This window comes from Tsukamurella sputi (assembly GCF_007858445.1).
In the GTDB taxonomy this organism is placed as follows: domain Bacteria; phylum Actinomycetota; class Actinomycetes; order Mycobacteriales; family Mycobacteriaceae; genus Tsukamurella; species Tsukamurella sputi.
This window is the reverse complement of record NZ_VIGV01000001.1, coordinates 645,538-672,008: the sequence shown is the minus strand read 5'-3', so window position 1 is coordinate 672,008 and position 26,471 is coordinate 645,538. Positions and strand designations below refer to the sequence as shown.

General features: G+C 69.7%; 26 protein-coding genes, 1 tRNA gene, 1 other RNA gene and 1 pseudogene. 16 read left to right on the top strand and 13 right to left on the bottom strand.

Annotated features, from left to right (window positions below; translation table 11 throughout):
* The first annotated feature begins 47 nt into the window (after window positions 1-47).
* Entirely contained in the window at window positions 48-2,027 is a 1,980-nt protein-coding gene (locus FK268_RS03280) for an acyl CoA:acetate/3-ketoacid CoA transferase (RefSeq protein WP_146431048.1), read from the top strand.
* Here the strand turns inward: FK268_RS03280 and FK268_RS03275 are convergent, their stop codons facing one another.
* Window positions 2,028-2,378, bottom strand: coding sequence for a VOC family protein (locus FK268_RS03275; protein ID WP_146431046.1), 351 nt, complete (start codon window positions 2,376-2,378; stop codon window positions 2,028-2,030).
* A gap of 50 nt (window positions 2,379-2,428) precedes the next feature.
* On the opposite strand from FK268_RS03275, the gene FK268_RS03270 reads away from it, so the two are divergent.
* Window positions 2,429-2,863, top strand: a complete 435-nt coding sequence (locus FK268_RS03270; RefSeq protein ID WP_146431044.1) for a MarR family winged helix-turn-helix transcriptional regulator — start codon at window positions 2,429-2,431, stop codon at window positions 2,861-2,863.
* A gap of 12 nt (window positions 2,864-2,875) precedes the next feature.
* On the opposite strand, the gene FK268_RS03265 is transcribed toward FK268_RS03270, so the two are convergent.
* The 3 genes from FK268_RS03265 to FK268_RS03255 all read right to left on the bottom strand — a co-directional run bounded on the left by FK268_RS03265 (window position 2,876) and on the right by FK268_RS03255 (window position 6,506).
* On the bottom strand, window positions 2,876-4,192 hold the full coding sequence (locus FK268_RS03265) for an ABC1 kinase family protein (RefSeq protein ID WP_146431042.1): 1,317 nt from the start codon (window positions 4,190-4,192) through the stop codon (window positions 2,876-2,878).
* A 14-nt stretch (window positions 4,193-4,206) separates the two neighbouring features.
* Window positions 4,207-5,055 (bottom strand): hypothetical protein, encoded by an 849-nt coding sequence (locus FK268_RS03260; protein ID WP_146431040.1) that lies wholly within the window; start codon window positions 5,053-5,055, stop codon window positions 4,207-4,209.
* Between the two features lie 101 nt (window positions 5,056-5,156).
* Entirely contained in the window at window positions 5,157-6,506 is a 1,350-nt protein-coding gene (locus FK268_RS03255; protein ID WP_146431038.1) for a zinc-dependent metalloprotease, read from the bottom strand.
* A gap of 84 nt (window positions 6,507-6,590) precedes the next feature.
* Between FK268_RS03255 and FK268_RS03250 the strand changes: the two genes are divergently transcribed.
* Complete coding sequence (locus tag FK268_RS03250) at window positions 6,591-7,634, top strand: YlbL family protein (RefSeq protein WP_146431037.1); 1,044 nt, start codon at window positions 6,591-6,593, stop codon at window positions 7,632-7,634.
* A 24-nt stretch (window positions 7,635-7,658) separates the two neighbouring features.
* Here the strand turns inward: FK268_RS03250 and FK268_RS03245 are convergent, their stop codons facing one another.
* Window positions 7,659-8,258, bottom strand: coding sequence for a PPA1309 family protein (locus FK268_RS03245; RefSeq protein ID WP_146431035.1), 600 nt, complete (start codon window positions 8,256-8,258; stop codon window positions 7,659-7,661).
* 88 nt (window positions 8,259-8,346) lie between these two features.
* Between FK268_RS03245 and FK268_RS03240 the strand changes: the two genes are divergently transcribed.
* The 4 genes and pseudogenes from FK268_RS03240 (at window position 8,347) to FK268_RS25260 (ending at window position 11,944) form a co-directional block, all read left to right on the top strand.
* Window positions 8,347-11,295, top strand: a complete 2,949-nt coding sequence (locus FK268_RS03240; protein WP_146431032.1) for a UPF0182 family membrane protein — start codon at window positions 8,347-8,349, stop codon at window positions 11,293-11,295.
* A 112-nt stretch (window positions 11,296-11,407) separates the two neighbouring features.
* A tRNA-Met gene (locus FK268_RS03235) sits at window positions 11,408-11,481 on the top strand.
* An 80-nt stretch (window positions 11,482-11,561) separates the two neighbouring features.
* Window positions 11,562-11,675: pseudogene (locus FK268_RS25265) on the top strand (maltose acetyltransferase domain-containing protein); the annotation flags it as partial.
* Between the two features lie 89 nt (window positions 11,676-11,764).
* Window positions 11,765-11,944, top strand: coding sequence for an LbetaH domain-containing protein (locus FK268_RS25260; protein ID WP_306461486.1), 180 nt, complete (start codon window positions 11,765-11,767; stop codon window positions 11,942-11,944).
* An 86-nt stretch (window positions 11,945-12,030) separates the two neighbouring features.
* Here FK268_RS25260 and FK268_RS03225 read toward each other — a convergent pair whose 3' ends face one another.
* Window positions 12,031-12,420 (bottom strand): DUF3060 domain-containing protein, encoded by a 390-nt coding sequence (locus FK268_RS03225; RefSeq protein WP_146431030.1) that lies wholly within the window; start codon window positions 12,418-12,420, stop codon window positions 12,031-12,033.
* 164 nt (window positions 12,421-12,584) lie between these two features.
* On the opposite strand from FK268_RS03225, the gene FK268_RS03220 reads away from it, so the two are divergent.
* Complete coding sequence (locus FK268_RS03220; protein ID WP_146431028.1) at window positions 12,585-13,061, top strand: GNAT family N-acetyltransferase; 477 nt, start codon at window positions 12,585-12,587, stop codon at window positions 13,059-13,061.
* Here FK268_RS03220 and FK268_RS03215 read toward each other — a convergent pair.
* The 6 genes from FK268_RS03215 to hisN form a co-directional block, all read right to left on the bottom strand.
* The gene (locus FK268_RS03215) at window positions 13,024-14,268 is read right to left on the bottom strand and encodes an MFS transporter (RefSeq protein WP_146431026.1); all 1,245 of its coding nucleotides are present in this window, start codon (window positions 14,266-14,268) and stop codon (window positions 13,024-13,026) included. The genes FK268_RS03220 and FK268_RS03215 overlap by 38 nt on opposite strands.
* A gap of 134 nt (window positions 14,269-14,402) precedes the next feature.
* Window positions 14,403-14,726 carry a transglycosylase family protein gene (locus tag FK268_RS03210; RefSeq protein WP_146431024.1) on the bottom strand — a complete coding sequence of 108 codons (324 nt, stop codon included), beginning with the start codon at window positions 14,724-14,726 and terminating at the stop codon, window positions 14,403-14,405.
* Between the two features lie 485 nt (window positions 14,727-15,211).
* Entirely contained in the window at window positions 15,212-16,561 is a 1,350-nt protein-coding gene (locus tag FK268_RS03205) for a cryptochrome/photolyase family protein (protein WP_146431023.1), read from the bottom strand.
* 68 nt (window positions 16,562-16,629) lie between these two features.
* The gene (locus tag FK268_RS03200) at window positions 16,630-17,865 is read right to left on the bottom strand and encodes an acyl-CoA dehydrogenase family protein (protein ID WP_146431021.1); all 1,236 of its coding nucleotides are present in this window, start codon (window positions 17,863-17,865) and stop codon (window positions 16,630-16,632) included.
* Window positions 17,866-17,901: 36 nt separating this feature from the next.
* Window positions 17,902-19,278: an acyl-CoA dehydrogenase family protein gene (locus FK268_RS03195; RefSeq protein WP_146431019.1), complete on the bottom strand. Its 1,377-nt coding sequence runs from the start codon at window positions 19,276-19,278 to the stop codon at window positions 17,902-17,904.
* 133 nt (window positions 19,279-19,411) lie between these two features.
* Window positions 19,412-20,212, bottom strand: coding sequence for a histidinol-phosphatase (hisN, locus tag FK268_RS03190; RefSeq protein ID WP_146431017.1), 801 nt, complete (start codon window positions 20,210-20,212; stop codon window positions 19,412-19,414).
* Window positions 20,213-20,274: 62 nt separating this feature from the next.
* Here hisN and FK268_RS03185 point away from each other — a divergent pair, with 62 nt between their 5' ends.
* The 8 genes from FK268_RS03185 to ssrA all read left to right on the top strand — a co-directional run bounded on the left by FK268_RS03185 (window position 20,275) and on the right by ssrA (window position 26,187).
* Complete coding sequence (locus FK268_RS03185) at window positions 20,275-20,667, top strand: hypothetical protein (RefSeq protein WP_146431015.1); 393 nt, start codon at window positions 20,275-20,277, stop codon at window positions 20,665-20,667.
* A gap of 2 nt (window positions 20,668-20,669) precedes the next feature.
* Complete coding sequence (gene prfB / locus FK268_RS03180; protein ID WP_146431013.1) at window positions 20,670-21,785, top strand: peptide chain release factor 2; 1,116 nt, start codon at window positions 20,670-20,672, stop codon at window positions 21,783-21,785.
* Entirely contained in the window at window positions 21,775-22,686 is a 912-nt protein-coding gene (locus FK268_RS03175; protein ID WP_146431011.1) for a mechanosensitive ion channel family protein, read from the top strand. Before prfB ends, FK268_RS03175 begins: the two co-directional genes overlap by 11 nt.
* A complete protein-coding gene (locus FK268_RS03170; RefSeq protein WP_146431009.1) occupies window positions 22,683-23,222 on the top strand; it encodes a hypothetical protein in 540 nt (179 codons plus the stop codon). The genes FK268_RS03175 and FK268_RS03170 overlap by 4 nt, the downstream gene beginning before the upstream one ends.
* Before the next feature lie 27 nt (window positions 23,223-23,249).
* Window positions 23,250-23,939 carry a cell division ATP-binding protein FtsE gene (ftsE, locus tag FK268_RS03165; protein ID WP_146431007.1) on the top strand — a complete coding sequence of 230 codons (690 nt, stop codon included), beginning with the start codon at window positions 23,250-23,252 and terminating at the stop codon, window positions 23,937-23,939.
* Window positions 23,940-23,993: 54 nt separating this feature from the next.
* On the top strand, window positions 23,994-24,899 hold the full coding sequence (ftsX, locus tag FK268_RS03160; protein WP_146431005.1) for a permease-like cell division protein FtsX: 906 nt from the start codon (window positions 23,994-23,996) through the stop codon (window positions 24,897-24,899).
* Between the two features lie 90 nt (window positions 24,900-24,989).
* Window positions 24,990-25,469, top strand: a complete 480-nt coding sequence (gene smpB / locus FK268_RS03155; protein ID WP_068530451.1) for an SsrA-binding protein SmpB — start codon at window positions 24,990-24,992, stop codon at window positions 25,467-25,469.
* A 347-nt stretch (window positions 25,470-25,816) separates the two neighbouring features.
* Window positions 25,817-26,187: a transfer-messenger RNA gene (ssrA, locus tag FK268_RS03150) on the top strand.
* Window positions 26,188-26,233: 46 nt separating this feature from the next.
* Here the strand turns inward: ssrA and FK268_RS03145 are convergent.
* Window positions 26,234-26,443: an excalibur calcium-binding domain-containing protein gene (locus tag FK268_RS03145; protein WP_146431003.1), complete on the bottom strand. Its 210-nt coding sequence runs from the start codon at window positions 26,441-26,443 to the stop codon at window positions 26,234-26,236.
* Window positions 26,444-26,471 lie beyond the last annotated feature (28 nt).

The following is a 26,471-nucleotide window of genomic DNA, read 5'->3' as shown; positions in this document are numbered from 1 at the left end:
CGCACATCGCGATCGGGCCCCGTGGGGCGAGTGAGAGGCGGCACGCGATGTCCATCGACCCCATCCTGATGCCGACGGCGACGTCCCCGATCCGCGACAAGGTGGTGACCGCGAAGGAGGCGGTGCGTCTGGTCCGTGACGGCGACCACCTGGTGCTGGAGGGTTTCGCCGGTCAGGGCTTCGCAGAGGAACTCGTGCTGGCGCTGGAGGAGCGCTTCCTCGCGACGGGGTCGCCCAAGGATCTGTCGCTGGTCTTCACGGTGGCGCAGGGCGACCGTGGCGAGCGGGGCACCGTCCACCTCTGCCACGACGGGATGCTCAAGCGGGCGATGGGCGGCCACTACGGGATGGCCCCGGCGCTCCAGAAGCTCGCGCTCTCCGGCGAGATCGAGGCGTACAACCTGCCGCAGGGCGTGATCGCGCAGCTGCTGCGCGACACCGGCGCGGGCAAGCCCGGCCTGCTCACCCACGTCGGGCTGGGCACCTTCGCCGATCCCCGCCTCGGTGGCGGGAAGGTCAACGACGCCACGACGGAGGACCGCGTGCGGCTGATGGAGATCGACGGCCGCGAGTACCTCTTCTACAAGGCCTTCGACCGTCTCGACGTCGCCTTCCTGCGCGGCACCACCGCGGACCCGAGCGGCAACGTCAGCATGGAGAAGGAGGCGCTCACGCTGGAGGCGTTGGAGACGGCGATCGCGGTGCACAACAAGGGCGGCCTCGTGATCGTGCAGGTCGAGCGCATCGCCGACCGGGGTTCGCTCAACCCGCGGGACGTGAAGATCCCCGGTGCCCTCGTCGACTGCGTGGTCGTCGCGACCACTCCCGAGCACCACACCCAATCCTGGGGCACGCAGTACAACCCCGCGATGAGCGGTGAGATCCGGCAACCCATGAGCTGGATCCGTCCGATGCCGCTCGACCCGCGCAAGGTCACCGCGCGGCGTGCGGCGCTGGAGCTGCGCCCGAACTCGGTGGTGAACCTGGGCATCGGCGTACCCGAGGGAGTCGCGGCCGTCGCGGCGGAGGAGGGGGTGCTCGAGTACCTCACGCTCACCGCCGAGCCCGGCGTCATCGGGGGCATGCCGGCGGGCGGCACCGATTTCGGCTCCGCCATCAACGCGGACGCGATCCTCGCGCAGCCCTCGCAGTTCGACTTCTACGACGGCGGGGGCCTCGATGCCGCCTTCCTCGGCATGGCCCAGGCCGACGGTGGCGGCAACGTCAACGTCAGCCGGTTCGGCCCGCGCCTCGCCGGTGCCGGCGGGTTCATCAACATCAGCCAGAACGCGAAGGCCGTGTACTTCCTGGGTACCTTCCTCGCCCCGTCGCGCACCGAGATCGCCGACGGGGCCGTCGTCACCTCCGACGGTCCGGCGGCGCCGAAGTTCGTGGCGTCGGTCGATCAGCGGACCTTCTCCGGCGAGTACGCCCTCCGGTCCGGGCAGCCGGTCATGTACATCACGGAGCGATGCGTCTTCCGGCTCACCGAACGCGGCATGGAGCTCACCGAGATCGCACCCGGGATCGACCTGCAGCGCGACGTGCTCGACCTACTGGGTTTCGAGCCGATCATGGACACCCCGCCGGCCGTCATGGACCCGCGGATCTTCCGCGACGACGCGATGGGCCTGCGCGAGGACCTGCTTTCGGTGCCGCTGGAGGCCCGGTTCAGCTACGACGAGTCGCGGAACCTGTTCTTCATGAACTTCGAGGGCATCGCCGTACGCACCGAGGAGGAGGTGGCGCGCGCCGCCGACGAGATCGAGCGGCGACTCGCCGAGATCGGCCGACCGGTCAACGTGGTGATCAACTACGACAACTTCGTGCTCGGCCCCGATCTGGTGGACGAGTACGCCGCTCGGGTGCGCCGGATGAGCAAGTACTACGAATCGGTGACCCGCTACACCACCTCGGCGTTCCTCCGACTCAAGCTGGCCGACCATCTCGTCGACCGCGGTCTGGCACCGCACCTGTACGAGAGCCGGACGGAGGCCGTCGCCGCATCGGCACCGAGCGACGGGTAGTCAGCCGACGGCCTGCGTGACGCAGACGAGGTGCCCGTCGGGATCCCGGACGACTGCCATCCGCTCGCCCCACGGGCGCTCTTCGGGCGGGTCCACGACGGCGCCGCCGCGCGCGGTCCACGTTCCGACGACGCCGTCCAGGTCGGGTACGGCGAAGCCCAGGGCGACGGCGGTGTCGCTGGGCGTCGCCGGGCGTTCGTGCAGCATGACCTCGATACCGTCGGCGGTGACGAGCCACGCCAGCTCGCCCGCGGACCGGGTGAGCCGGAGTCCGAGGAGACCCTCGTAGAAGGCGAGGGAAGGGTTCAGGGCGGAGACGGAGACGACGAGGCGGGAGATCGACGCGGTCATGGCCGTGACGCTACGATTATCGACAGGTGCCTGTCAATAAGGAGTTGGGCATGGACCGTCCGCAACTGCTCACGGAGCTGGTCGACGAGGTCTTCCGGCTGAACGCGGCGCTTGTCGCCGAGGGCGACGACCTCGCCGCCGGCATCGGCACGACCGCCGCCGGGTGGCGCGTGCTGGGCCTGCTGGCCGACGGTGCCGCCACCGTCGCCGACATCGCCCGTCAGCGCGGGCTGCGCAGGCAGAGCGTCCGGGAGACCGTCGAACGGCTCGAGCGCGACGGCCTCGTCGCGAGGTCGGCGAACGCTGCGGACCGCAGGGCTCCGCTGGTGGCGCTCACCGACCGGGGGAGCGCCGCCCTGCGTGACATCGAGCCCGCCCGCGCGGACTGGGCGGCCCGACGGTCCGCCGCCGTCGACGGCGAACGACTCGCGGCGGCGCTCGCCGTGCTGCGTGAGCTGCGCGCGGGGAGCCGGCTCGACGGGTGAGCCGGCCGTCGGTCAGTCGTCGCCGTCGAGCAGCGGGATCCAGTGCTCGACGATGGCGCGGTACGGTGCCTCCGCCTCCATCTGCGAGCAGATGCCGACCATGCCGAGCAGGACGCGGAAGAGCATCACGTACTCCGGCGGCAGGGCGAGCTTACGGCCCGTCTGGAACTGCTCGCCGCGCACGTCCGTCGCCGTGTACGCGGCCTTCATCAGCCACTTCCGGGTGAAGTGGAAGCTCTCCGAGCGCAGCGGGTCGACGTACGGCGCGAGGTAGCTGCGGATCTCCTCGGGCGTGATCTCCAGTCGCGGCGGGATGAAGCCCTGGCTGCGGAGCAGCGGGAAGAGTGCCTCGTAGTCCTCGTCGCGGGCGAGCCGCAGGATCTTGCCGACCGCCGGCGGGATGCCGCCCGGGTACTCGGCAACGGCACCGAAGTCCAGGGCGATCAGCCGCCCGTCGGGCGCGATCATGAAGTTGCCGGGGTGCGGGTCGCCGTGCAGCAGGCCGGTGCGGGCCGGTGCGCTCACCTCGAACTCGGTGAGCTTCGACGCGGCGTCGTTCCGCTCCTCCTGGGTGCCGTTGGCGATCACGTCGCGCAGCGGTCGCCCCGTGACCCATTCGCTGATGATCACGGTGGGTGCGCTCGCGAAGACCTTCGGCACCCGGATGTTCGGGTCACCGTCGAAGGCCTTGGCGAACTTGCGCTGGTTCGTCGCCTCGTAGCGGTAGTCGAGCTCCGCCTCCGTGCGATCGGTGAGCTCCTGGACCAGCGACTTCACATCGGCACCCGGGGTCAGCGGCTTGAGCACGGAGCTGAGTCGGCCGAGGGCCTTGAGGTCGGCGCGCAGCGCCTCGTCGGCGCCCGGATACTGGACCTTCACCGCGACCTCGCGGCCGTCGGACCACACGCCGCGGTGCACCTGGCCGATGGACGCGGAAGCGGCGGCCTCGTCGCTGAAGGAGCTGAACCGCTCGCGCCAGCCGGTGCCCAGCTGCTGGTCCAGGACCTTGTGCACGGTGGACGCGGGCATCGGCGGCGCCTCGTTCTGCAGCTTGGCCAGCGCGTCGCGGTAGGGCGCGGCGTACTCCGGGGGCACCGCGGCCTCCATCACGCTCATCGCCTGCCCGAGCTTCATCGCGCCGCCCTTGAGCTGGCCGAGTACCTCGAAGAGCTGCTCCGCGGCCTTCGCCTGCAGCTCCGCGTTGACCTCGTCCTTGTCGGCGCCCGCGAGTCGCTTACCCCAGCCGACGGCGGTGCGGCTGGCCATGCCCAGCGGAAGTCCCGCCAGCTTGGCGGTGCGCTTCGCGCTACCACGGGTGATCTCGGACACCTGGCCCCCTGACGTCAACCGGCAGCCTCGGATGCGGCGGGAGCGGTGACCCCGCATCCGCACCCGGGGTGCATGAACCATCGTCGGACGGCGATCGCGCTGCCCTCGACCTCCAAAGTACAGCCGAGGACGTCCGGCGGGTCCGCCGAGTCCCATCGTTTCGCGCCGACCGCGGCGACCTGATGCGCTGCGATCGCCGCGGTCATCCGGAGGACCTGTGGTGACGCGCGGCCCGCGCGGCCGAACAGCTGGCAGGCCAGCGTCGGCCAGCCCGGATCCGCATCGGCACGGTTCCGGTCGAGGCAGCGCAGGCAGGGGCCGGCGCCCGGGAGGACGAGCGGGCCGATCACGCCCACACCGTCGCGCAGTACGACAGGCAGGTGCGGCACCCGCTCCCGCATCAGCCGTGCGACCAGCACCGGATCGGGGGAGAGGAAGTCGGAGAGCACGACGAGGTCGACGCCGCGCCCGGTCGGGGACCAGCTGCGCGCGGTTCCGGCGCTCACTCGGACCCCGTCGAGGGAGGCGAGTTCCCCGAGGACCGCGTCGGCGACCGGTCCGCGCCCGTGCAGGTGGACGTGCAGCGGTGACCGCGGCGGTTCCGACTCGAGCAGCCCGTGGCCGCGCAGGGCCGCGAGGAGCTCGTCGACGTCGCCCGCCGCCATCCCGAGATCGGCGCACCGGCGCTCGAGTTCGCGCGGTGTGCGGAAGTCCTGCATCCAACGGAGCAGACCGGCGACGGCGTCGGGTGCGAGCCACGGCGGTGGCTGGAGCACCGGGGCGCCGGTGGCCGACGCGCCCAACTGCACCAGCGTGGGTGGGCGCACCACGACGGTGAGAAACGGGTTCAGGCGATGTCGCATGCCCCAGTCGACCACGTGCGACGGCGGGCGCAGTGCCGAAAGGCCCGGTCATCCACAGGGGAGGACCGGGCCTGACCAGGCACTACGAGTGCCCGAGCGATTTACTCCTCGCCGGATTCGCGGCGCATCTGCCGCTCGATCGCGGCGATCGGATCGTCGAGGTCGGAGGTGTCCGCCCCGGACGACTCGCCCAGCAGGCGGTCGATGAAGCCGGCAGGCGCGTCGAGGTCGGAGGCGTCGGGAACGAGATCCGGATGGGCCCAGACACCGTCGCGCTGCTCCATCGAGGTCGCGTTCAGCACGCGCTCCCACAGATCGGCGGCCTCGCGCACCTTGCGGGGCCGTAGCTCCAGGCCCACCAGCGTGGCGAAGGTCTGCTCGGCGGGACCGCCCGAGGCGCGGCGGCGACGCATCGTCTCCCGCAGTGCCGCGGCGCTCGGCAGGCGATCGGCGATCGCCGCGTGCACGACGGTCTCGACCCAGCCCTCGATGAGAGCCAGCAGCGTCTCGAGACGCTCGAGCGCGGCGGTCTGCTCCGGCGTGGCCTTGGGCTGCAGGGCTGCGCCCTGGGCGGCCATCAGCTCCTCGAGCTTCGACGGATCCTGCAGCGAGGTCGGGTCGAGGTTCCTCGAGAGTTCCTCGATGCCCGACATGTCGATGGTGATGCCGCGCGCGTACTGCTCGACGGTGTCGAGCACGCGGGCCCGCAGCCACGGCACGTGCGAGAACAGGCGCTGGTGCGCGGCCTCGCGGGCGGCGAGGAAGACCAGGATCTCCTGGTCCTTCTGCTCCAGGTCCTTGCTGAAGGACTCGATCGCCTCGGGCAGCAGTGCGGCCGTGTCGTCCGGGCCCAGCGGGAGTCCGATGTCGGTGCTGGTGAGCACCTCCTTCGACAGCGAGCCGAGGGCCTGCCCGAGCTGCGTGCCGAAGGACATCGAGCCGAGCTGCGTGAACATGCCCATCATCGGGGCGGCCATCTCGCGCGCCTCCTCGGGCATGCTCTGCATCCACGAGCCGGAGATCTTCTCCGCGACCGGGTTCACCAGGCGCTTCCACGTGGGCAGGGTCTTCTCCTGCCAGTCGACGGGGCTCCACGCCACCGTCTTCTGCGGGCCGGCCGGCAGCACGGTGGCACCGTCGAGCCAGAGCTGGGCGAGGTGCATCGACTCCTCGACGGCCTTGCGCTGGCCCTCGGAGACGGGTTCGTGCTTGCCGAGGGTCTGCCGTGCCAGCTGCGCCGCGACCGCGTAGTTGACCGGCTCGCCGGTACCGCCGCCGGGCGTCGTCATGCCGGTGCCCATGCCGGAGATCATCTGGCCGAGCTGGCTGAGCATGTCGCCCAGCTGCGACATGTCGAAGGGCTGACCGGCGCCGAAGGGCTGGTCCCGTCGGCCTTTGCCGTCGTCACCGCCGTCGTCGCCGGGGGAGAATCCGAAGGGCAGGTCATTCATGACTCCACGGTACTGCCCGCGTCCACCGCGGGCCGCTCCGCACGTCACGCTGTGGGCGAACACGCGGCGACTACGCTGTGGCCCGTGACGGAACGCAGGATCACGACAGCTCTCGCCGCCCTGGTGCCGCTCCTGGTGCTCGTGTTGTTGGGGATGATCGTGACGGTGCCCTACGTCGCCGTCGGTCCGGGCGACACCGCCGACACACTGACCAGCTACGCCGAGCGCGGGGACGACGGCAAGGTCACCGACCGCAGAGTGATCACCATCGACGGCCTGCCCGTGCACCAGCCCGCAGGGCAGTTGCGCTTCACGACCATCGCCGTGACCGACGGTCTCAGCCTGTTCGGCGCGCTCGGCAAGTGGGTCTCCGGCGCGCAGATCGCCCCGCGCGACGCCTACTACCCGCCCGGCGCATCCCGCCAGCAGATCGAGGCGGGCAACCGCGAGCAGTTCACCGGCTCGGAGTCCGCGGCCACCGTCGCGGCGCTGCACTACCTGAAGATCCCCACGGGCATCGGCGTGGTCGGCCTGAGCCAGGGCGGCCCGTCGGAGGGCAAGCTGCGCGAGGGCGACGTCCTCGAGGCCGTCGACGGTGCGCCGGTGACCGCCACCGACCAGGTCGCGAAGGCGCTCGAGGGCAAGAAGAAGGGCGACGTGGTGACCGTCGCGGTCCGGCGGGCCGACGGTGCCGCGCAGGTCCCGGTCGCGCTCGGCGAGTCCGACGGCAAGCCGCGTCTGGGGATCGTGGTGGGGCAGGTGCCCGCCGATCCGAAGATCCACATCGGCTTCGGAGTGCAGCAGGTCGGCGGCCCCTCCGCCGGCCTGATGCTCACGCTCGGCATCATCGATCTGGTCGAGCCGGGCGACCTGACGGGCGGCCGGAACGTCGCCGGCACGGGAGAGGTCACCGCGGACGGCAAGGTCGGTCCGATCGGCGGGATCGAGCACAAGCTGCAGGGCGCCAAGCGCGACGGCGCGTCCGTCTTCCTGGTGCCGGCCGCGAACTGCGACGCCGCGAAGTCCTCGCCCCCGGCGGACCTGCAACTGGTGAAGGTCGACACCGTCGACGGCGCGGTCAAGGCCCTCGCCGACGTGCGTGAGGGGCGTCCGGCCCCGTCCTGCTGACGGCCCGGCCGACCCCGGCCGGGCTCAGTCCTCGTCGAAGGTGGCGAGGAGGCCCTGGATCAGGCCGGGCGCGAGCTGATCCGCGCGGAGCAGCTCGGTGTCCGCGAACGGATCGTCCTCGTCCTCGGGCTGGAGCATGAGCAGCGTGATCCGGTGGCCGTCCCGCAGGACCGCCGCGACCATCCGCGCGGTGCGCCGTTCGGGGTGGTTCTCGGCGGCCGCCCGGCCCGCACGGTCGGCGGCGTCCACGTCCGCGAGATGCGGCTCGAGCGCCCCGTCGAGGTCGGCCTCGGCGTTCGGCGGCAGCACGATGATCTCCTGCACCAGCGCGCACCCGACGACCTCGTCGGGCCAGGTGGTGGTCGCCAGCACGTGGTTGAGCTCGGTGCTGCCGCCCTGCGGGTCGCCGGGCAGCGGCTCCTGCTCGATGACCGTCAGCGAGGCACCGTCGTCGAGGATGTCGGCCCACTCCGGCTGGCTGGTGGCGAGCAGCGACGTCGGGACCAGTCCGAACAGCTGCGGCGGCTGGCCCCAGCCCTGCGGTTCGACGAACTCGATGGCCTCGCGCGCCGCGCGGCCCAGGGCCGCTTCGTCGAATACCTGCTCCGCCTCGTCGTAGCTCACGCGCCCATGATCGCATCCGCGGCGCGCGCGGTACCACGTCGGTGAGCACGCGCGGGTCCCATCTCGGGCAATCCGTACAGTGGACGGCGTGACGACACCTCGTGCCGCGGGCATTCCCTCCCTGTCCCGCCGGGCAAAGATCCTCATCGGTGTGGCCGTGGCGCTACTGGCGCTGCTGCTGATCGGGCCGCGGGTGGTGGACGTGTTCACCGCCTTCCTCTGGTACGGCTCATTGGGCCATGCGGGCGTGCTGAGCACCGTGCTGCTCTCGCGGCTCGGACTGTTCGTGGTGACGGGTCTGGTCCTGGCGCTGTTCACCTTCGCCGGGATGTGGCTGGCCTATCGCGTGCGCCCGGCGTTCCTCCCCTCGCCGACGGACGACCCGGTGGTCCGGTACCGCGCCGTGGTGACCAGCAAGCTCAAGACCTTCGCGATCGTTCCGGCGCTGCTCATCGGGCTCATCGCCGGCATCTTCGGGCAGGCGTCGTGGCAGCAGGTGCTGCTCTTCTTCAACCGGCAGAGCTTCGGGGAGACCGACGCGGAGTTCGGCAAGGACATCGGCTTCTACGCCTTCACGCTGCCCTTCATCGAGTTCATCCTCGGCTTCCTGTTCGCCGGCCTGATCCTGATGTTCCTGGCGAACCTGGTGGCGCACTACGTCTTCGGCGGCATCCGCCTCGCGGGCCGGGAGGGCTCGCTCTCGCGCGGCGCGCGGATCCAACTCGCCGCGATCGCCGGCGTCTTCCTGCTGACCAAGGCCGTCGCCTACTGGTTCGACCGGTACGCGCTCGTGTACTCGAACCGGTCGCCGATCTTCACGGGTGCTAATTACACCGACATCCACGCCATGCTGCCGGCGAAGGCGATCCTCACCGGTATCGCGATCATCTGCGCCGCGGCCTTCTTCTTCGGCATCGTGCTGCGCGACCTGCGCGTGCCCGCGATCGCCACCGTGCTCATGCTCTTCTCGTCCCTCGTGATCGGTGTGGGCTGGCCCGCCGCGGTGCAGACCTTTTCGGTCCGGCCCAACACCGAGCGCGAGCTCGAGTACATCGCGCGCAACCTGGAGGCGACGAAACAGGCCTACGGCCTCGCCGCTATGAAGTACGAGAGGACCGATCCGAAGGTCACCGACGAGGCGCTGCAGACGCTCTCGTCGAAGGACGCTCCGTCGCTGCAGAACGTGCGCCTGCTCGATCCGAACGTGGTCTCCACCGCCTTCTCGATGCTCAACCCGCTGCGCGAGTACTACAAGCTGCCGGATCAGCTGTCCGTCGGCCGGTACGACGTGAACGGCTCGTCGACCAACGTCCTGCTGGCGCCGATCGAGCTGAACCCGGACAAGACCCCGACGGACTGGGCGGCCCGTCATCTGCAGTACACGCACGGCAACGGCGTGATCACCGCTCCCGCGGGGCAGGTCAACGAGGTTGTGAGTGAGGGCAGCCGGGACGCGGTGAACACCGCCGGCGGTCAGCCCGTGTTCACGCGTAATGCGGTGTCCGGCCAGCCGGCGCTGACGCAGCCGCGGATCTACTTCGGCGAGACCATCGGTTCCGATCCCGGGTTCTACTCGATCGTCGGAAGCCGCGGCGAGGCCCGCGAGTACGACGGCGAGGGGGTCACCTCCAAGTACGAGGGTGACGGCGGTGTCGCCATCGGTTCGTGGTTCACGCGCCTCGCGTACGCGATCAAGTTCACCGAGCGGAACATCCTGCTCAACCCGAACATCGGCTCCGAGTCGAAGATCATCTACCAGCGCGATCCGCGTGACCGGATCAAGCAGGTCGCGCCCTTCCTCACGGTCGACACGAAGACCTACCCCGTCGTCGATCCCAAGTCGGGTCGCCTCGTCTGGATCGTCGACGGCTACACCACCCTGCCCAAGTACCCGTACGCGCAGCAGACCTCGCTCTCCGAGGCGACGGGCACCCGCGTGCAGGCAGCGCCGGGACAGCAGACCGAGCGCCGTCAGGTCGACGAGCGGGTCGGGTACATCCGGAACTCGGTGAAGGCCACCGTCGACGCGTACGACGGATCGGTGCACCTGTACCAGGTCGACGACAAGGATCCCGTGCTCAACGCCTGGAAGAACGTCTTCCCGGGCGTCATCGAGGGCGGCGACAAGGTGCCGGCAGAGCTCAAGCAGCACTTCCGCTACCCGCAGGACCTGTTCGAGGTGCAGCGGTACCTCCTGCAGCGCTACCACGTGTCCGATGCGAACACCTTCCGCGAGGAGAGCGACGTGTGGCAGGTCGCCAACGCGCCGAAGGACACGCGTGATCAGGGCGGGATGCAGACGCCCTACTACTCGGTGGCGGCCACCCCGGGCGGCGGTCCCACCCAGTTCCAGCTGTCGACGATCCTCCAGCCCCGTAACCAGCCCTACGTGGCTGCGCAGGTCTCGGTGTCGTCGGGTGGCGAGGACGCCGGGCGGCTGATCGTGCGCAGCATGGCTCGCCGCACGGCCGGGCCCAGCCAGGCCGCCGACCTGATCAAGGCGTCGGAGTCCTACCGCGCCGACAACGCCAACATCAGCGCCCTCAACCCGCAGTTCGGCAATCTCCAGGCGATCGGCCTCGCGAACGGCGGCTTGGCGTACGTCTGGCCGATGTACGCCAAGAGCACCGAGCAGGGCACACCGCCCAAGCTGATCAAGGTGCTCACGCTCAATCCGGTCACCTCCGGTGCGGGTTACAAGCCCACCGTCGCCGCGTCGCTCAGCGAGGCGGGCTTCCGGGGCGTCGACGCCGCTCTCGCCACGGCGGCGACCGGCGTCTCCGGGGCCACCGCGGGGCAGACGGTGCCCGGCGGGCAGCAGCCCGGTCCGAACCAGCCGCCCGCCACCGCCACAGTGCCCGGCACCGAGACGCCCGAGGTGCGGGCCGCGGTGAAGGCCGTCTCCGACGCCTGGGGATCGGTGCTGTCCGCGCAGCGCTCGGGCGATCAGGTCGCGGTCGGCCAGGCCATGAAGCAGCTCGGCGATGCCATCACCAAGTTGCAGCAGGCCGAGTCGAAGGCCCGGGGCGGGAACTGATCTCAGCTCCCGGGCCGGGTCCGACGGAGTCCGACCGGCCCGGGAGACGAGGGTCACGTTCAACTGATTTGCACAACGTGGGCAGCTTCCAGTAACGTTGTGTTCACACCGACGCGGGGTGGAGCAGCTCGGTAGCTCGCTGGGCTCATAACCCAGAGGTCGCAGGTTCAAATCCTGTCCCCGCTACTAGGTCGAAAGGCCCCCGGAGAAATCCGGGGGCCTTTCGCATTTCCGAGGTGCGGCGCGGTCGCCGGTACCGTCGGTGCATGGTCACCGAACTCCAGCGAATGCTCGCGGGTGAGCGCTACCGCGACAGCGATCCCGATCTGGTCGCCATGCGGAAGGCGTGCGGCCGCGTGCTCGATCGGTTCAACGCCACCGCCGCGGATGCGGATCGGGAGCGCTCTGAGATCCTCCAGGAGCTCCTCGGCGGTATCGGTGAGGGTTCCTGGGTCATGCCGCGGTTCCAGTGGACTACGGCGCCCACATCACGATCGGCGCGAACAGCTTCCTCAACTACGACGCGATCCTCATGGACTGCGCGCCGATCGCCATCGGCGACGACTGCTCGATCGGTCCGCGGGTGCAGTTCCTCACGGCGCTGCACCCCGTCGAAGACCACGCCCGCGCGCAGGCTCCGGTCGAGTAGCGCGTACCCGCAGCAGAAGTCCCCGCTCGCTGCGCAGATGCGCGCGGCGAGCGGGGACTTCTACTGGAAATGAGGTGTTCGCTTCCTCAGCAGCTGTAGGAGTTGTCCGCGCCGACGGACTTCACCGTGGGCTTCTTCGCTCCGGTGCAGGTGATCGTGTTGTCGTGGCCGCTCACGTCCACCGAGGCCGCCGAACCGAGCTTGATCGAGTTGCCGCTGCCGATCAGCTTCAGCGAGGTCACGTCGCGGAAGGTCAGTGTGTTGTCGTGACCGTTGACCTCGACGCCCTTGCAGTTCGACGTGAAGACGATCGCGTTGTCGGAGCCGATCAGCGTGACGTCGTCATTGCAGGCCAGGGTACGGACCTGGTCGTGGCCGTTGAGCTCGATCCGGGCGGAGGCCGCAGGAGCGGCGACGGTGCCGGCGAGGGCCGCGGCCACGGCGGCGACGGCGAAACGGGCGAGGGGCTTGTGCATGTCAGTCGTCCTTCTGCAACTTCCGAATCGGGGCGAATCGGACGCTATCAGGGTTCGGATCGGCCTGATCGGGACGATTCCGAACATGTGACGCGATCGGCTGGCGTTCCCTCCGTCCCGGCCTGGTTCCCGTTCGGTCGTCGTCGGCTCCGTAGGCTGACGGCATGGACGTCTGGATCGCCGACCCGATCCGCGATGCGGCCCGCGTTGCGACGCTGCGCTATGCGTGGGCCCGGACTTCCGGTGCGACGACCGAGCCCATGGACGACGGTTTCGTGGACGCGGTCCGCGACTGGTGGATCCGCGACGGGCGCACCGTCTTCCTGGCGGGCGAGTTCTCGCTCACCGGTGGAGGAGCCGCCGCAATGGTGACCCTCCACGAGTACCGCCGGATGCCCATGCCCGGTGCGGATTCGACGGCGTGGGGATACGTGGGCCACCTGTTCGTGCTCCCGGCCGCACGCCGGGAGGGCTACGGCCGGGCACTCGTCGAGGCGGTGCAGCAGGCCGCGCGCGACCGCGGATACCGGCGACTCGTCCTTTCGCCCAGCGACGAATCGGTGCCGCTGTACCGCCGCCGGGGTTTCCGGGCGGCCGACGAGCTCATGGTGTGGGAGCCGGACCCCGGCTCCACGTCGTGAGCGATCGCGGCCCCGTCCCCGCGTCGAGCGCGCGGATCAGGACGGCGCAACCGATCCCGGAGAGCACCATCCCGATGGCGAAGGTCGTCGCGTAGCCCAGCAGATCGCCGGAGACGCCGCCCGCGAGGCCCGCGGCGCCCTGCGCCGCCACCACCGCGCACGCCAGCACGGTGTAGTCCGCCCCGGCGTGGTCGCGTTCGCTGGCGTCCATCATGAGGGTGAACAGTGCGACGGTGGCGGCGCCCCCGAAGACGTGCTCGGTCAGGTTGGCGGCCACCACCATCGGGAAGCCGCCGACGCCGAGGGCGGCGACGATGTACAGCGCGATGGTGACCGTCTGCGCGATGCCCCCGGCCAGCAGGGCGGATCGCCGGCCGTGCCGGAACGCCCACCACCCGCCGAGCGCGGAACCCAGGAGCGCCCCGGCCGAGCTGAGCGCGCCGCTCACGAGCGCGATCTCCTTGAGCGCGAGACCGGTGTCGTGCAGGAACGGTCCGGCGATCGACGAGACCATCGCGTTGCCGAACTTGTACGCCGCCAGCAGGCCGATCAGCGCGAGGGCGCCGGGCCGTCGCAGACGGTGCCACCATGCGCTCGCGAGCCCGCCGGACGCACCGGCGGGTGCCCGCGCCGGAGGCACGGCACCGTCGGGAGCCTCCTCGCGGGCCAGGAGCACGACGGGGACCGTGCACAGCAGGATCAGCCCTCCCAGGGTGAGCAGGAGGACGCGCCAGCCGCTCGCGGCGTAGATCCACAGGAGCCCGCCGCCGCCGGCGATCATGCCCAACCGGTAGGCACCGGTCTGGATCCCGTTCCCGAGGCCGCGCTCGCGCGGGCCGAGGAGCCGGACGGCGAGCCCGTCGGTCGCGATGTCCTGGGTTGCGGAGAGCAGGTTGATGGCTGCGATGGCCACGAAGAGCCACCGCAGCGAGCCTGCCAGATCGGTGGCGGCGAGTGCGAAGGCGACGCCGGCGGAGCCGAGCTGCGTGGCGATGAGCCACTGCCGTCGCGTCCCGATCCGGTCGACCGCGGGCGCCCAGAGGAATTTCAGGCCCCACGGCAGGTACAGGAAGGAGGTGAGACTGATCGCGGTGAGCGAGAGGCCCGCATCGCGGAGCAGAACGGGGATCGCCTGGGTGAAGAAGCCGAACGGGAGCCCCTGAGCGAAGTACAGGCCGGTCAACAGCAGGAGCACGCGCAATGGCACGGGCTGATTCTCGCAGTACGGGACAACGGACGGGTTCGTGGGTGAGGTGCGCGTCCGACGCGAAAACGCCTGTGGCGGCCGATTCACGGGGAATCGACCGCCACAGGCGTCAGTATCGAAGCAGTGTGTGCGACTTAGCCGCGGCCACCGCAGCTCGGCCACGCGCCGATGCCCTGCGTGGCGAGGATGTTCTCGGCCACGCGGATCTGCTCGGCCTTCGAAGCGGTGTGAGGCATGCCCGAGCCGCCGTTGGCGCGCCACGTCGACGGGCTGAACTGCAGGCCGCCGTAGTAGCCGTTGCCCGTGTTGGTCGACCAGTTGCCACCCGACTCGCAGGCTGCGATGGCGTCCCAGTTCACGCTGTCGGCGTTCGCAGCGCCGGTGCCGAAGGCAACGGGAGCGGCGACGATCGCGCCGGTGACGGCCATCATGCCCAGGGTCTTGCGGATGTTCTTCAAGGTGTTCCTTTCGCCGTTGCGCATGCCAGGACACAGCCCGATTGGGGCGGAGGTGTCGGGGAAAGACATGGACCGTGCCTTCTCTGTCGGGCACGGCAGTGGGCTGAGAAAGATCACTCAACCTGCTTCGGTGACGTGGTGCGTCACTGCAGAAGCGGTCCGGCGCCCGAGGGAAGATGCTCTCGCTTCGGCGGCGGGCCCACACATACGCGGTGGTTCGTGGATTCAGTTTTGTTCCCGTGACCGGGTCGAGATGAACACTAGGGGGCTATCGGCGCGGTGTCATCCCCGCCGCGAAACGGTCGCGGTTTGATAACGCTTCGGTCACGGCACCCTGTGAAGTCGGTAAGGCCAGGTCATGCGAGGAAACGCTAGCAATAGCTCGCATAGGCAATGACCTGCAGAAAGTGATGACCCTCACATCGAAAATATGGCTTGGGTCACGCGATTTCGCGACCGTGAAGCGCCTCGGGGCCGGGTCTGATTCACTTTCCGCGGGCGCTGCGGTAGCGCGCCAGCGTCACTTCGCGCTCCTCGGCGTGGTCGACGACCCGGGTCGGATAGCCGTGCGCGTATCCCTCTGCGTTCTTCCACGGGCTCAGCGCAGCGGCACCCTCGAGATGGCGCAGTTCGGGCACGTACCGGCGGACGTAGTCGCCGTTCGGATCGAACTTCTCCGCCTGGGCGGTGGGATTAAAGACCCGGAAGTACGGGGCGGCGTCGGTTCCGGTACCCGCCACCCACTGCCAGCCGTGGGCGTTCGAGGCGGGGTCGCCGTCGATCAGCAGATCGAGGAAGTGCGCGGCGCCGTGCGGCCACCACACATGCAGGTCCTTGCTGAGGAAGCTCGCCACCACCATCCGCACGCGGTTGTGCATCCATCCCTCCGCGAGGAGCTGTCGCATACCCGCGTCCACGAGGGGGTAGCCCGTCTCGCCTCGCTGCCATGCGGCGAATTCGTCGCCGGGCTCGGAGTACTCCAGGCCCGCGAGAGCGTCGGTCAGGTCTGTGCGAAGGGTCTGCGGATGATGGTGCAGGACATCGGCGTAGAAGTCGCGCCAGCACACCTCGGAGACGAATTTCGCCGCTCCCTCGCTCGAGTCGAGGCCGGCGAGCAGGGTGCGCGGATGAACGGCGCCCACCTTCAGATAGGGCGAAAGGCGCGATGAGGCGTCGAGGTCGGGTCGATCGCGCTCCTGCGCGTAGCGGTGCAGATCGTCGTCCCGGAACCGCTTCCAGCGCTCGAGCGCGGCTTGCTCGCCCGCCGGGGGGAGGGGCGTTGCGCAGTCGCGCACCAGCTTCTGCAGGGCGGTCCGCGCGGCGGGGTCCTGCTCCGGTGGCGAGGCCCAGCGCACCTGCTCGGGGAGGCGGGCGGGTGCGGGCCAGCGGTGTTCCCGCCACGCCCGCTGGAAGGCGCTGAAAACCCGGTACGGCGTACCGTCGGCCTTCGCGATCCGGCCCGGCGTGACGGCGTACGGAGAACCCGTCTCGATCCAGTCGATCCCGTTGTCGGCCAGAAGGTCACGCACGGAATCGTCGCGCCGGCGGCCCGCCGGTGTCGTCTCGCGGCTCACGTGGACAGCGGTGGCACCCACGGCGCGCGCGACGTCGAGGACCTCCCGGGCGGGCGAACCCGTCCGCAGAGCGAGGCCGCCGTCCAGTTGCTCGTCGAGCGCGAGGGCGTTCGACGCGTACCAGGCGCTGCGCGGACCGTCCCGCAGCAGTGCGGGGTCGACCACCAGCAGCGGGAGGACGGGGCCGTCCGCGGCCGCCGCACTCAGTGCGGGATTGTCGCTCAGGCGGAGGTCGCGCCGGGCCCACCAGATCACCGTCATGGGAGGAACGCTACAGACGTGCGACGGGGCGCCGCCGGACGGCGACGCCCCGTCGAACCTCCTCGGGGCTACTTGAGCTGCGCGCTCGTCAGGTCCAGGTGGCGGCGTGCGATGATCAGCTGCTGGATCTGCTGGGTGCCCTCGAAGATGTCGAGGATCTTCGAATCGCGCGCCCACTTCTCCAGCAGGGTGCGCTCCGAGTAGCCCAGCGCGCCCGCCAGCTCGACGGCCTTGAGGGTCACGTCCGAGCCCACGCGGCCCGCCTTCGCCTTCGCCATCGACGCGTTCATCGAGTTCGGCAGCTTGTTGTCGGCCATCCAGCCGGACTTCAGCGTCAGCTGGTAGGCGGCCTCCCAATCGGATTCGAGGCGGATGAACTCCGCCGCGGCGTGCGGCAGGGTGTTCACGGGCGCGTCGTAGTCGATCACGATGCCCGCGTCCTCGAGCACGGTGCGCAGCTCCTCGAGCGAGGCTCGCGCGCAGCCGATGGCCATGGCGGCCACCAGCGGACGGGTGTTGTCGAAGGTCTGCATGACCCCGGCGAAGCCCTTCTCCACGTTCACCTCGGGGCTGCCGAGGATGTTCTCGAACGGGATGCGGCAGTCCTCGAAGCGGATCTCCGCGGTGTCGGAGGCGCGGATGCCGAGCTTGTGCTCGAGCCGGGCCACGGTGACGCCCGGGTGTTCGCGGGGGACCACGAAGGACTTGATCGCGGCGCGGCCGGCGCTCTTGTCCACGGTCGCCCAGACCACGATGTGGTCGGCGCGCGAGCCGGAGGTGACGAAGATCTTGGTGCCGTTGATGACCCACTCGTCGCCGTCGCGCACGGCCGTCGCCGTGACGGCGGCCGAATCGGAGCCGAAGGAGGGCTCGGTGATGGCCATCGACGCCCAGACCTTGCCGAAGCGCTCGAGCTGCTCGTCGGTGGCGACCGCGGCGATCGCGGCGTTACCGAGGCCCTGGTACGGGAAGGCGAGCATGAGACCGGTATCGCCCCAGCACATCTCGATCGCGTTGATGATCGACTCCATGGTGCCGCCGTTGCGGCTGCCGGCCGTCACGTCGACGGGCTTGGGCTTCTCCTCGCCCTCGCCCTTCTTGCGATCGCCCGAGGCGGCCGACGGTGCCTGGCCGGCGTCGGCCAACCCGTCGTAGAGCGCCGCGATGGTGTCGAGCTCCTTGGGGTATTCGTGCTCGGCCAGGTCGTACTTGCGCGAGATGGGGCGGAAGATCTCGGCCGCGCCCTGGTGCGACATCTCGGCCGACGCCTTCAGCTTCTTGGGGAGTTCCAGATTGATTGCCATGAGGTTCTTTCTTCTGCTCTGAAAGTCGAAGGGGGCCTAGAGGACGACGACGCCCTCGGCGATGCCGACGGCCCGCAGATCGCGGTACCAGCGCTCCACCGGGTGCTCCTTGGTGAAGCCGTGGCCGCCGAGCAACTGCACGCCGTCGAGGCCGATCCGCATGCCCTTGTCCGTCGCGAACTTCCGCGCCAGCGCGGCCTCGCGGCCGAAGGACAGGCCCTGCTCCGCGCGTGAGGCGCCGCGCCAGACCAGCAGCTCGAGGCCCTCGATCTCGGTCGCCATGTCGGCCACGGAGAAGGCCACGGCCTGCCGGTGGGCGATCGGCTCGCCGAAGGCCTCGCGCTCCTTGACGTACGGGGTCACGTAGTCGAGCACCGCGCGGGAGGTGCCGAGCGCCAGCGCCGACCAGCCCAGGCGGGCCAGGCGCACCACGTCGGTGTAGTTCTGCGCCGCGGTGTCCAGGTCCACCTCGCCGAGCAGCGCCGTCGTGGGGACCTTGACGTTGTTCAGGTTCAGGCGGCCCAGCGACGCGGCGCGCAGCCCCATGCTGGGATCGCCCTCCACGATGACGCCGTCGGTACCGGACTCCACGATGAACAGGGCGGGCTTGCCGTCCAGCTCGGCGCCGACCACGAAGAGCTCGGCCGAACCGGCCTGCGGCACCATCGACTTCACGCCGCTGAGCACGTAGCCGCCGGAGGTGCGGGTGGCCTTGGTGGCCAGGGCGAACGGGTTGAACAGGGCACCGGGCTCGGCGATCACCACGGAGGACTGCGGCACGGACTCGCCCGCGTACTCCTTGAGGTAGGTCTGCTGCTGGCCGTCGGAGCCGAACTGCGCGAGCGTCACCGCCACGCCGCTCGGCGCGAGGATCGGCAGCGCCAGTCCCATGTCGCCGTGGGCGAGGGCCGTGGCGACCAGTGCGTTGGTCACGACACCGCGGTCACTGCCGGCGCCGTCCAGTTCCTCCGGCACGTTGATCATCGTGATACCGAGCTCCGTGGCGCGCTCGAGGAGCGACTCGGGCGCCTCGGTCGCCGCGTCCGCGTCGAAGGCGGCGGGGCGGATGATCTCGGCGGCGAAGTCCTTCACCGTGTCGACGATCATCTGCTGCTCGTCGTCCGGGGTCAGGTCGTAGTTCGACTTCGTGCTCGAGGTCAGCCGCTTCGGCTTGCCGGTGCCGGAGACCACCTTGAAGGTCCGGTTGGCCGCGCCGAGCGCCTTGAATCCGGTCTTCGTGCCCTCGTAGGCGACGCGGTTCACCAGGCCCTGGAGGCCGCGGTTCTGCACGAAGGGCGTCTGGACCACCGCCATCAGGGCGCGGATCAGCTGGCCGGTGGGGTTACGCCGGATCGGGTTCTTCCCGATGGCGCTGGTGTCCCGGGGATCGGTTGACGTGCTCATCTCCACCATCTCGTCGTCGTGGGCGACGCAGGTCGAGAGCCGTCTCCCGGACCTCCGCCGCCAACTTACTCATCAGTCAGATGAGACCTTACTCCTCGGTAAGATCGGTGCCAAGAGGTGGAACGAAAGCCGTGTCGCCGTGTCAGGGAGTGAGACGGTCCAGCACCTGGGGATGCAGCACGGGGTTCGCCGCGACGGCCGATCCGGCGTGCGGTCCCGGCGTCCCGTCGGTCCCGGTGAAGACGCCGCCCGCTTCCCGGACCACGATCTCGACCGCGGCGAGGTCCCACAGCGAGACCTCGGGTTCCACGGCGATGTCGACGGCGCCCTCGGCCACCAGGCAGTAGCTCCAGAAATCGCCGTACCCGCGCAGTCGCCAGGCGTCGGCGGCGAGGGAGAGGAAGCGCTCGCGCGAGCCCGCGTCGGGGAAGTACGACAGGTCGGAGAAGGAGATCGACGAGTCGGTGATCTCGCGCACGCCCGAGACCGAGATCCGACGGGGCTCGGCACCGTCGAACGAGACGAACGCGCCGGAGCCGGCGCAGGCGTACCACCGCCGCTTGAGCGCGGGGGCCGAGACCACGCCGACCACGGGCACGCCGTCCTCGAGCAGGGCGATGAGCGTGGACCAGACCGGGACCGCGCGCACGTAGTTCTTCGTGCCGTCGATCGGGTCGACCACCCACTGCCGGCCGGAGAAGGCGGCCTCGCCGCCGAACTCCTCGCCCAGTACCGCGTCGCCGGGGCGCTCCGCGGCGAGCCGCTCGCGGATCAGCGTCTCGGTGGCGAGGTCCGCGTCGGAGACCGGGGTCAGATCCGGCTTGGCGTCCACCTTGAGGTCCAGGGCGCCGAACCGCGCCATGGTCAGCTCGTCGGCGGCGTCCGCGAGGGCGAGGGCCAGGGCCAGGTCGGGGTTCGGGGCGGAAGACGGTGCGCTCGACATGCGAGAACGGTATCGGAATCGCACCACGGGCACGCGACGCTCCCCGTCGGTAATCTGGACATATGGAATGGATCTGGGTGCTCATGCTCGCGGCGGTGCTCGGTGCGCTGGTGGTGATGTGGCAGCGCAACAAACGCGGCACGCTGGGCACCGCGCCGGCCGGTCCCGGCATGGAGGACGGCATGCTCACGCTCAGCGGCGTGAGCCCGCGGCCGGTCGAGCCCGATCAGAAGGGGCAAGCCTTCGTCACGGTCTCCGGCACCGTCGAGGGCCCGAGTACCCCGCCCACGCACGTCTACCGGCGGCTCGTGATCGACTTCGCCGAACGCTGGCCGGAGGTGGGGGACCGGCTGCCCGTGTATTACAAGGTGGGCAAGATCGACAGCTCCTGGCAGCTCGGCAGTCTTACGCCGCCACCGGACTCGTACGGCGGCCCGGGCCAGTATCCTGAGTGACTGTGCAACCTGACGTAGCCGCAGACATCGAGAGCCTCGACACCACCCTCCAGACGGTGGAGAAGGTGATCGACCTCGACGAGCTGCGCCGGCGCGTCGACGAGCTGGAACACAAGGCGTCCGACCCCGAGCTCTGGAACGACCAGGCCAACGCGCAGCAGGTCACCAGCCAGCTCTCGCACGCCCAGGCCGAGCTCCGCCGCGTCACCGACCTGCGGCAGCGGCTCGACGACCTGCCGGTGCTCTACGAGCTAGCCGACGCCGAGGAGGGCGAGGACCGCGCCGCCGCGCTCGAGGACGCCGACGGTGACCGGGCCCAGCTGCGCACCGAGATCGAGGCCATGGAGGTCAAGACCATGCTCTCGGGCGAGTACGACGCCCGTGACGCGCTGGTCAACATCCGTGCCGGCGCCGGCGGCGTCGACGCGGCGGACTGGGCGGAGATGCTCATGCGCATGTACATCCGGTGGGCCGAGAAGCACGGCTACGGCGTCGAGGTCTACGACACGAGCTACGCCGAGGAGGCGGGCCTGAAGTCGGCCACCTTCGCCGTCAAGACGGACTACGCCTACGGCACGCTCTCGGTCGAGATGGGCACCCACCGGCTGGTGCGGATCAGCCCGTTCGACAACCAGGGCCGCCGCCAGACCTCCTTCGCCGAGGTCGAGGTACTTCCCGTGGTGGAGACCACCGACCACATCGACGTCGACGAGAACGAGGTCCGCGTGGACGTCTACCGCTCGTCGGGTCCGGGAGGCCAGTCGGTCAACACCACCGACTCCGCGGTGCGCCTGACGCACATCCCCACGGGCATCGTGGTGACCTGCCAGAACGAGAAGAGCCAGCTGCAGAACAAGGTCTCGGCCATGAAGGTGCTGCAGGCCAAGCTGCTCGAGCGCAAGCGGCAGGAGGAGCGCGCGCAGATGGACGCGCTCAAGACCAACGAGGGCGCGTCCTGGGGCAACCAGATGCGCTCCTACGTGCTGCATCCGTACCAGATGGTCAAGGATCTGCGCACCGAGTACGAGGTGAACAACCCGTCGGCCGTGCTCGACGGTGACCTCGACGGCTTCATCGAGGCCGGCATCCGCTGGCGGATGCGTGGCGATGACGAGTAGCGCGCTGCTCGCGAACTCGATCCTCCCCGATCTCACGGGGTGGCGGTACCTCATGTTCGAGCGGGTGCTGCCCATCGCGTTGTGGACGCTCGCGGCGGTGCTGGCGAACCGCTTCGTCAACTGGTCCTCCGCCCGCGTCACCATGCACATCGACGCGCAGTTCAAGAACAGCGACTCGCTCGTCCGCTCGGAGTCGGCCAAGCACCAGCACGCGCTGATCCAGGTGATCAGCTGGGTCGCGATCGCGGCGATCTATCTGTTCGCCGCGTACCAGGTGGTCAAGGCGCTCGGCGTGCCGATCAACGCGCTCGTCGCGCCCGCGACCGTGATCGGCGCCGCCCTCGGTTTCGGTGCGCAGCGCGTGGTGCAGGACCTGCTGGCGGGCTTCTTCCTCATCACCGAGCGGCAGTACGGTTTCGGTGACGTGGTGAACCTGTCGCTCACCGGCGGCTCGACCGCCGAGGGCACGGTCTCCGACGTGACGCTGCGCGTGACCAAGCTGCGCAACACCGACGGTGAGGTCATCACCGTGCCGAACGGGCAGATCGTCAAGGCCACGAACCTGTCCAAGGACTGGGCGCGGGCGGTGGTGGACATCCCGCTCCCGAAGACGGTCGACATGGGCAAGGTCAATGCGCTGCTGCACCGCGTCGGGGAGCGCGCCTACCACGATCCGAAGATGTCGACGCTGCTCCTGGACGAGCCGAGTCTCATGGGCATCGAGTCGATCGATCTGGACCAGGTGAACCTCCGGATGGTCGCGCGCACGCTGCCCGGCAAGCAGTTCGAGGTGGGGCGCAACCTGCGCGAGCGCATCGTGCGCAGCCTCGCGACCGCGGGCATCGACGTCGCCCCGGTGACCGACACCGTCGAGGACGAGCCGGAGGTGAAGCCGCAGTGACCGAGACCCCGAAGCCCCCGGAGGACGGTGCGGTCGCCGAGCCCGCCGCGCGCACCGAGCCCACGCGCGTCCTCCCGGCCGCCTGGCAGCGGATCCCGAAGACGATCCCGCACACACGGGCGCGCACCAGGACCGTCGTCCTCCTCGTGCTGTTCGTCGGCCTGCTGTGGTGGTACCTCGACCTGTACGCGCAGTTCGTTCCCAAGGAACAGCGCCGTACGGGGCAGGCGCCGGTAGCGACCGCGACCGCGCCGGTGGAGCCCACCTACGAGGTGCCGCGCTCCACGACCACCCGCGCTCGGTCGAGCACGGTCCGGCCCTCCGGCGGCCCGGGGGAGTCCGGCGCACCGTCGTCGACGGTGCCGGGCGGCACGTCGGGCGCACCGTCGGAAAGCTCCGCGAGCGGCAGCACGCCCTCCGGCGGGCTCGTGATCCCAGGAGTGGGAACCTTCCCGCTGCCGACGCCCGGCGGCAGTCCGAGCTCGGCCCCCGCGACCGGCGGCGGCGCACCGACGACGACGGTTCCGCCGGGGTAGTCCGCGGCGTCAGTAGACTGGGCGCTCGTGATCACGCTCGAGAACGTCACGATGATGTACAAGGCGTCGGCCAGGCCGGCGCTCCACGACCTGTCGCTCGAGATCGGCAAGGGGGAGTTCGCCTTCCTGATCGGGCCCTCGGGTTCCGGGAAGTCGACGTTCTTCCGGCTCCTGCTCAAGGAGGACAAGCCGACCAGCGGCGACGTCTACGTGGGCGACTTCCACGTGAACAAGCTCTCCGGCCGGCGCGTGCCGCAACTGCGGCAGTCCCTCGGATGCGTCTTCCAGGACTTCCGGCTGCTGCAGCAGAAGACGGTGGCCGAGAACGTGGCGTTCGCGCTCGAGGTGATCGGCAAGCCGCGCAACGTCATCGACCGGACGGTCCCGCAGGTGCTCGACTACGTGGGCCTGGGGGGCAAGGCGAACCGGATGCCCAGCGAGCTCTCGGGCGGTGAGAAGCAGCGCGTCGCGATCGCGCGTGCCATCGCGAACCGGCCGCTGCTGCTCCTGGCCGACGAGCCCACCGGCAACCTCGATCCCGACACCTCCGCCGAGATCGTCGACGTGCTGGACCGGATCAACCGGGCGGGGACCACCGTGGTCATGGCCACGCACGACCGCCACATCGTGGACTCGATGCGCCGCCGTGTCATCGAGTTCCGCATGGGCGAGATGGTGCGCGACGACGCGACCGGCGTGTACGGGCTGGGACGCTGACGGCCTCGGCCGCAGCCCCGCCCATCGACGACGAACCGAAGGACTGAATTCCCAGTGCGTGCCAGTTTCATCACCAGCGAGGTCTTCACCGGCCTGCGCCGGAACGTGAGCATGACGATCGCCATGATCCTCACCACCGCGATCTCGCTCGGCCTCTTCGGCGGCGGTCTGCTCGTGGTGCGGATGGCCGACAAGAGCCAGGACATCTTCCTGCAGCGCGTCGAGATCCAGGTGTTCGTCGACGACAAGGTGGCCGCGGACGATCCCGACTGCCAGAAGGCCGTGTGCCAGGCGATCGAGTCCAAGATCAAGGCGCAGCCGGGTGTGGACTCGATCGACTACATCTCGCAGGACAAGGCGCTTGAGACCGCGAAGAACAAGACCTTCGCCGGCCAGCCCGAGCTGGCTGAGCTGGTGCGGCCCGGCGTGCTCCCCGCCTCCTTCAAGGTGCGCGTGGGCGACGAGAACAAGTTCGCCGCGGTGATCGACGCGGTGAAGGGCCAGCCCGGCGTGTCCGGCGTGCAGGACCAGCGCGAGCTGGTGGAGCGGGTCTTCTCCGTGCTCGGCGGGGCGCGTAACGCGGCGTTCTTCGTCGCGCTGATCCAGGCCGTGGCCGCGGTGCTGTTGATCGCCAACATGGTGCAGGTGGCCGCGTACACGCGGCGCACCGAGGTCTCGATCATGCGGCTGGTGGGCGCCTCGCGTTGGTACACGCAGCTGCCCTTCCTGCTCGAAGCGGTGATCGGCGCGGTGATCGGTGCGGTCCTCGCGATCGCCGGGTTGTTCGCCGGCAAGGCGCTGTTCTTCGACCGCGCGCTGCGCGAGATGTACGGCGTGAACATCCTCGCGCGGATCACCAACACGGACGTCCTCCTCGTCTCCCCGTGGCTGATCCTCGTGGGTGCGGGCTTCGCCGCGGTCACCGCCTACGTGACTCTGCGCTTCTACGTGCGGGAGTAGCCCCGGGCGAAAGTCGCTTTCCGCGCACCGTCGGGTCCCCGTACGATGGAGTGGTTGTCCGTTGTACAGGTGAATCGGAAGGAAGAAGCGATGGCGAAGGAGAAGGGGCGCTCGGTGATCGCGAGCAACCGCAAGGCGCGCCACAACTACGCCATCCTCGACACCTTCGAGGCCGGCGTGGTGTTGGTCGGGACCGAGGTGAAGGCGCTCCGCGAGGGCAAGGCCTCACTGGTGGACGCCTACGCCACCATCGACGACGGCGAGGTCTGGCTGCGCGGCCTGCACATCCCCGAGTACGGCAACGGCTCGTGGACCAACCACACCCCGCGCCGCACGCGCAAGCTGCTCATGCACCGTCGCGAGATCGACTCGTTGACCGGCAAGATCCGCGAGGGCAATCAGACGCTGGTGCCCCTGTCGATGTACTTCAACGAGGGGCGAGTCAAGGTCGAGCTTGCGCTCGCCAAGGGCAAGCAGGACTACGACAAGCGGCAGGACATCGCCCGCCGGACGGCGGAGCGGGAACTGGTCCGCGAGCTCGGCCGGCGCGTCAAGGGCATGCGCGGCTGACTCGAACCCGACCCCCACGCTCCGTGTCGGATCTTTTCCGACGGTGCCCGGCGTGGCGCGTTGAGATCATCCGTCCGCGGGCGTTCACTTGAGATACGAGTTACTGATGTGACTTGTGGGACTCAAGTGAGGAGCGGATCCATGAGTGTCGAGAACAAGGCCAAGGTCGTTTCGCTGGCGCATCGCGTGGGTGCGGTGCTGCTCACTGTGCTGATGAACATGAACGCCTCCGCCGCCGGCGTGCGCCTGCGCACCGTCTGATAATCACTGGACGGGCGCCGATGCCCGTGCGGTAGTATGGAACTTCCACTCCGCGAGGGGTGGGCTTCCGCTGAGGCGGACGATGAGGGGCCGATCGGTTTCGACTTCGTTTGTTGACGCGGGGGAAGCGTGCCGGTGCAGGCTGGAGACCACCGTAAGCGTCGCAGCAACCCTATAAGCGCCGATTCCAATCAGCGCGACTTCGCTCTCGCTGCCTAAGCAGCCAGGCGAGTCTGTCAGTCCGGGTTCGCCCTCGGCCCGGGTACTGGCATCAGCTAGAGGGATTCACCCCGCGGTGCGGTCGCGGCATCGCGGGGGACATCACACAGCGACTGGGATCGTCATCCCGGCTCGTCCGTGAGACCGGGAGATCCGAGTAGAGACAGAGCGGACTGCGCACGGAGAAGCCCCGTAGAAATGACGGAGGACCCGGGTTCAATTCCCGGCGGCTCCACACTGAAGCGCCCCCGACCACCGGGTCGGGGGCGCTTTCGTATCCGGTGCTACTTCTTCACCTCGCAGGCGATGCCGTCGCCGTCGCGGTCGAGCTTGGCGCTGTAGCCGGGCTGGCCCTTGAGGATCGGCGCCTTGCCGGCCTGGCGCACCTCGGTGCAGTTCTTGTAGACGGGGTCCGCGTTCGAGACGGCGGCCGGGAGGGCGAGCGCGGCCACGGCGAAGGCCGCGGCGGCGGCGCGGATGAGGGAAGCGGGCATGGGGAACTCCTGCAGACCGGGGGAACGG

What these genes read in the sequence shown, in the direction of transcription:
- FK268_RS03280 (WP_146431048.1), top strand. Translation starts at nt 48, where the DNA reads ATGTCCATCGACCCCATCCTGATGCCGACGGCGACGTCCCCGATCCGC.
- FK268_RS03220 (WP_146431028.1), top strand. Translation starts at nt 12,585, where the DNA reads ATGGACGTCTGGATCGCCGACCCGATCCGCGATGCGGCCCGCGTTGCG.
- FK268_RS03225 (WP_146431030.1), bottom strand. Translation starts at nt 12,420, where the DNA reads ATGCACAAGCCCCTCGCCCGTTTCGCCGTCGCCGCCGTGGCCGCGGCC.
- FK268_RS03200 (WP_146431021.1), bottom strand. Translation starts at nt 17,865, where the DNA reads ATGGCAATCAATCTGGAACTCCCCAAGAAGCTGAAGGCGTCGGCCGAG.
- FK268_RS03255 (WP_146431038.1), bottom strand. Translation starts at nt 6,506, where the DNA reads ATGAATGACCTGCCCTTCGGATTCTCCCCCGGCGACGACGGCGGTGAC.
- FK268_RS03195 (WP_146431019.1), bottom strand. Translation starts at nt 19,278, where the DNA reads ATGGTGGAGATGAGCACGTCAACCGATCCCCGGGACACCAGCGCCATC.
- FK268_RS03145 (WP_146431003.1), bottom strand. Translation starts at nt 26,443, where the DNA reads ATGCCCGCTTCCCTCATCCGCGCCGCCGCCGCGGCCTTCGCCGTGGCC.
- smpB (WP_068530451.1), top strand. Translation starts at nt 24,990, where the DNA reads ATGGCGAAGGAGAAGGGGCGCTCGGTGATCGCGAGCAACCGCAAGGCG.
- FK268_RS03175 (WP_146431011.1), top strand. Translation starts at nt 21,775, where the DNA reads ATGACGAGTAGCGCGCTGCTCGCGAACTCGATCCTCCCCGATCTCACG.
- hisN (WP_146431017.1), bottom strand. Translation starts at nt 20,212, where the DNA reads ATGTCGAGCGCACCGTCTTCCGCCCCGAACCCCGACCTGGCCCTGGCC.
- FK268_RS03260 (WP_146431040.1), bottom strand. Translation starts at nt 5,055, where the DNA reads ATGCGACATCGCCTGAACCCGTTTCTCACCGTCGTGGTGCGCCCACCC.
- FK268_RS03275 (WP_146431046.1), bottom strand. Translation starts at nt 2,378, where the DNA reads ATGACCGCGTCGATCTCCCGCCTCGTCGTCTCCGTCTCCGCCCTGAAC.
- FK268_RS03205 (WP_146431023.1), bottom strand. Translation starts at nt 16,561, where the DNA reads ATGACGGTGATCTGGTGGGCCCGGCGCGACCTCCGCCTGAGCGACAAT.
- FK268_RS03270 (WP_146431044.1), top strand. Translation starts at nt 2,429, where the DNA reads ATGGACCGTCCGCAACTGCTCACGGAGCTGGTCGACGAGGTCTTCCGG.
- FK268_RS03185 (WP_146431015.1), top strand. Translation starts at nt 20,275, where the DNA reads ATGGAATGGATCTGGGTGCTCATGCTCGCGGCGGTGCTCGGTGCGCTG.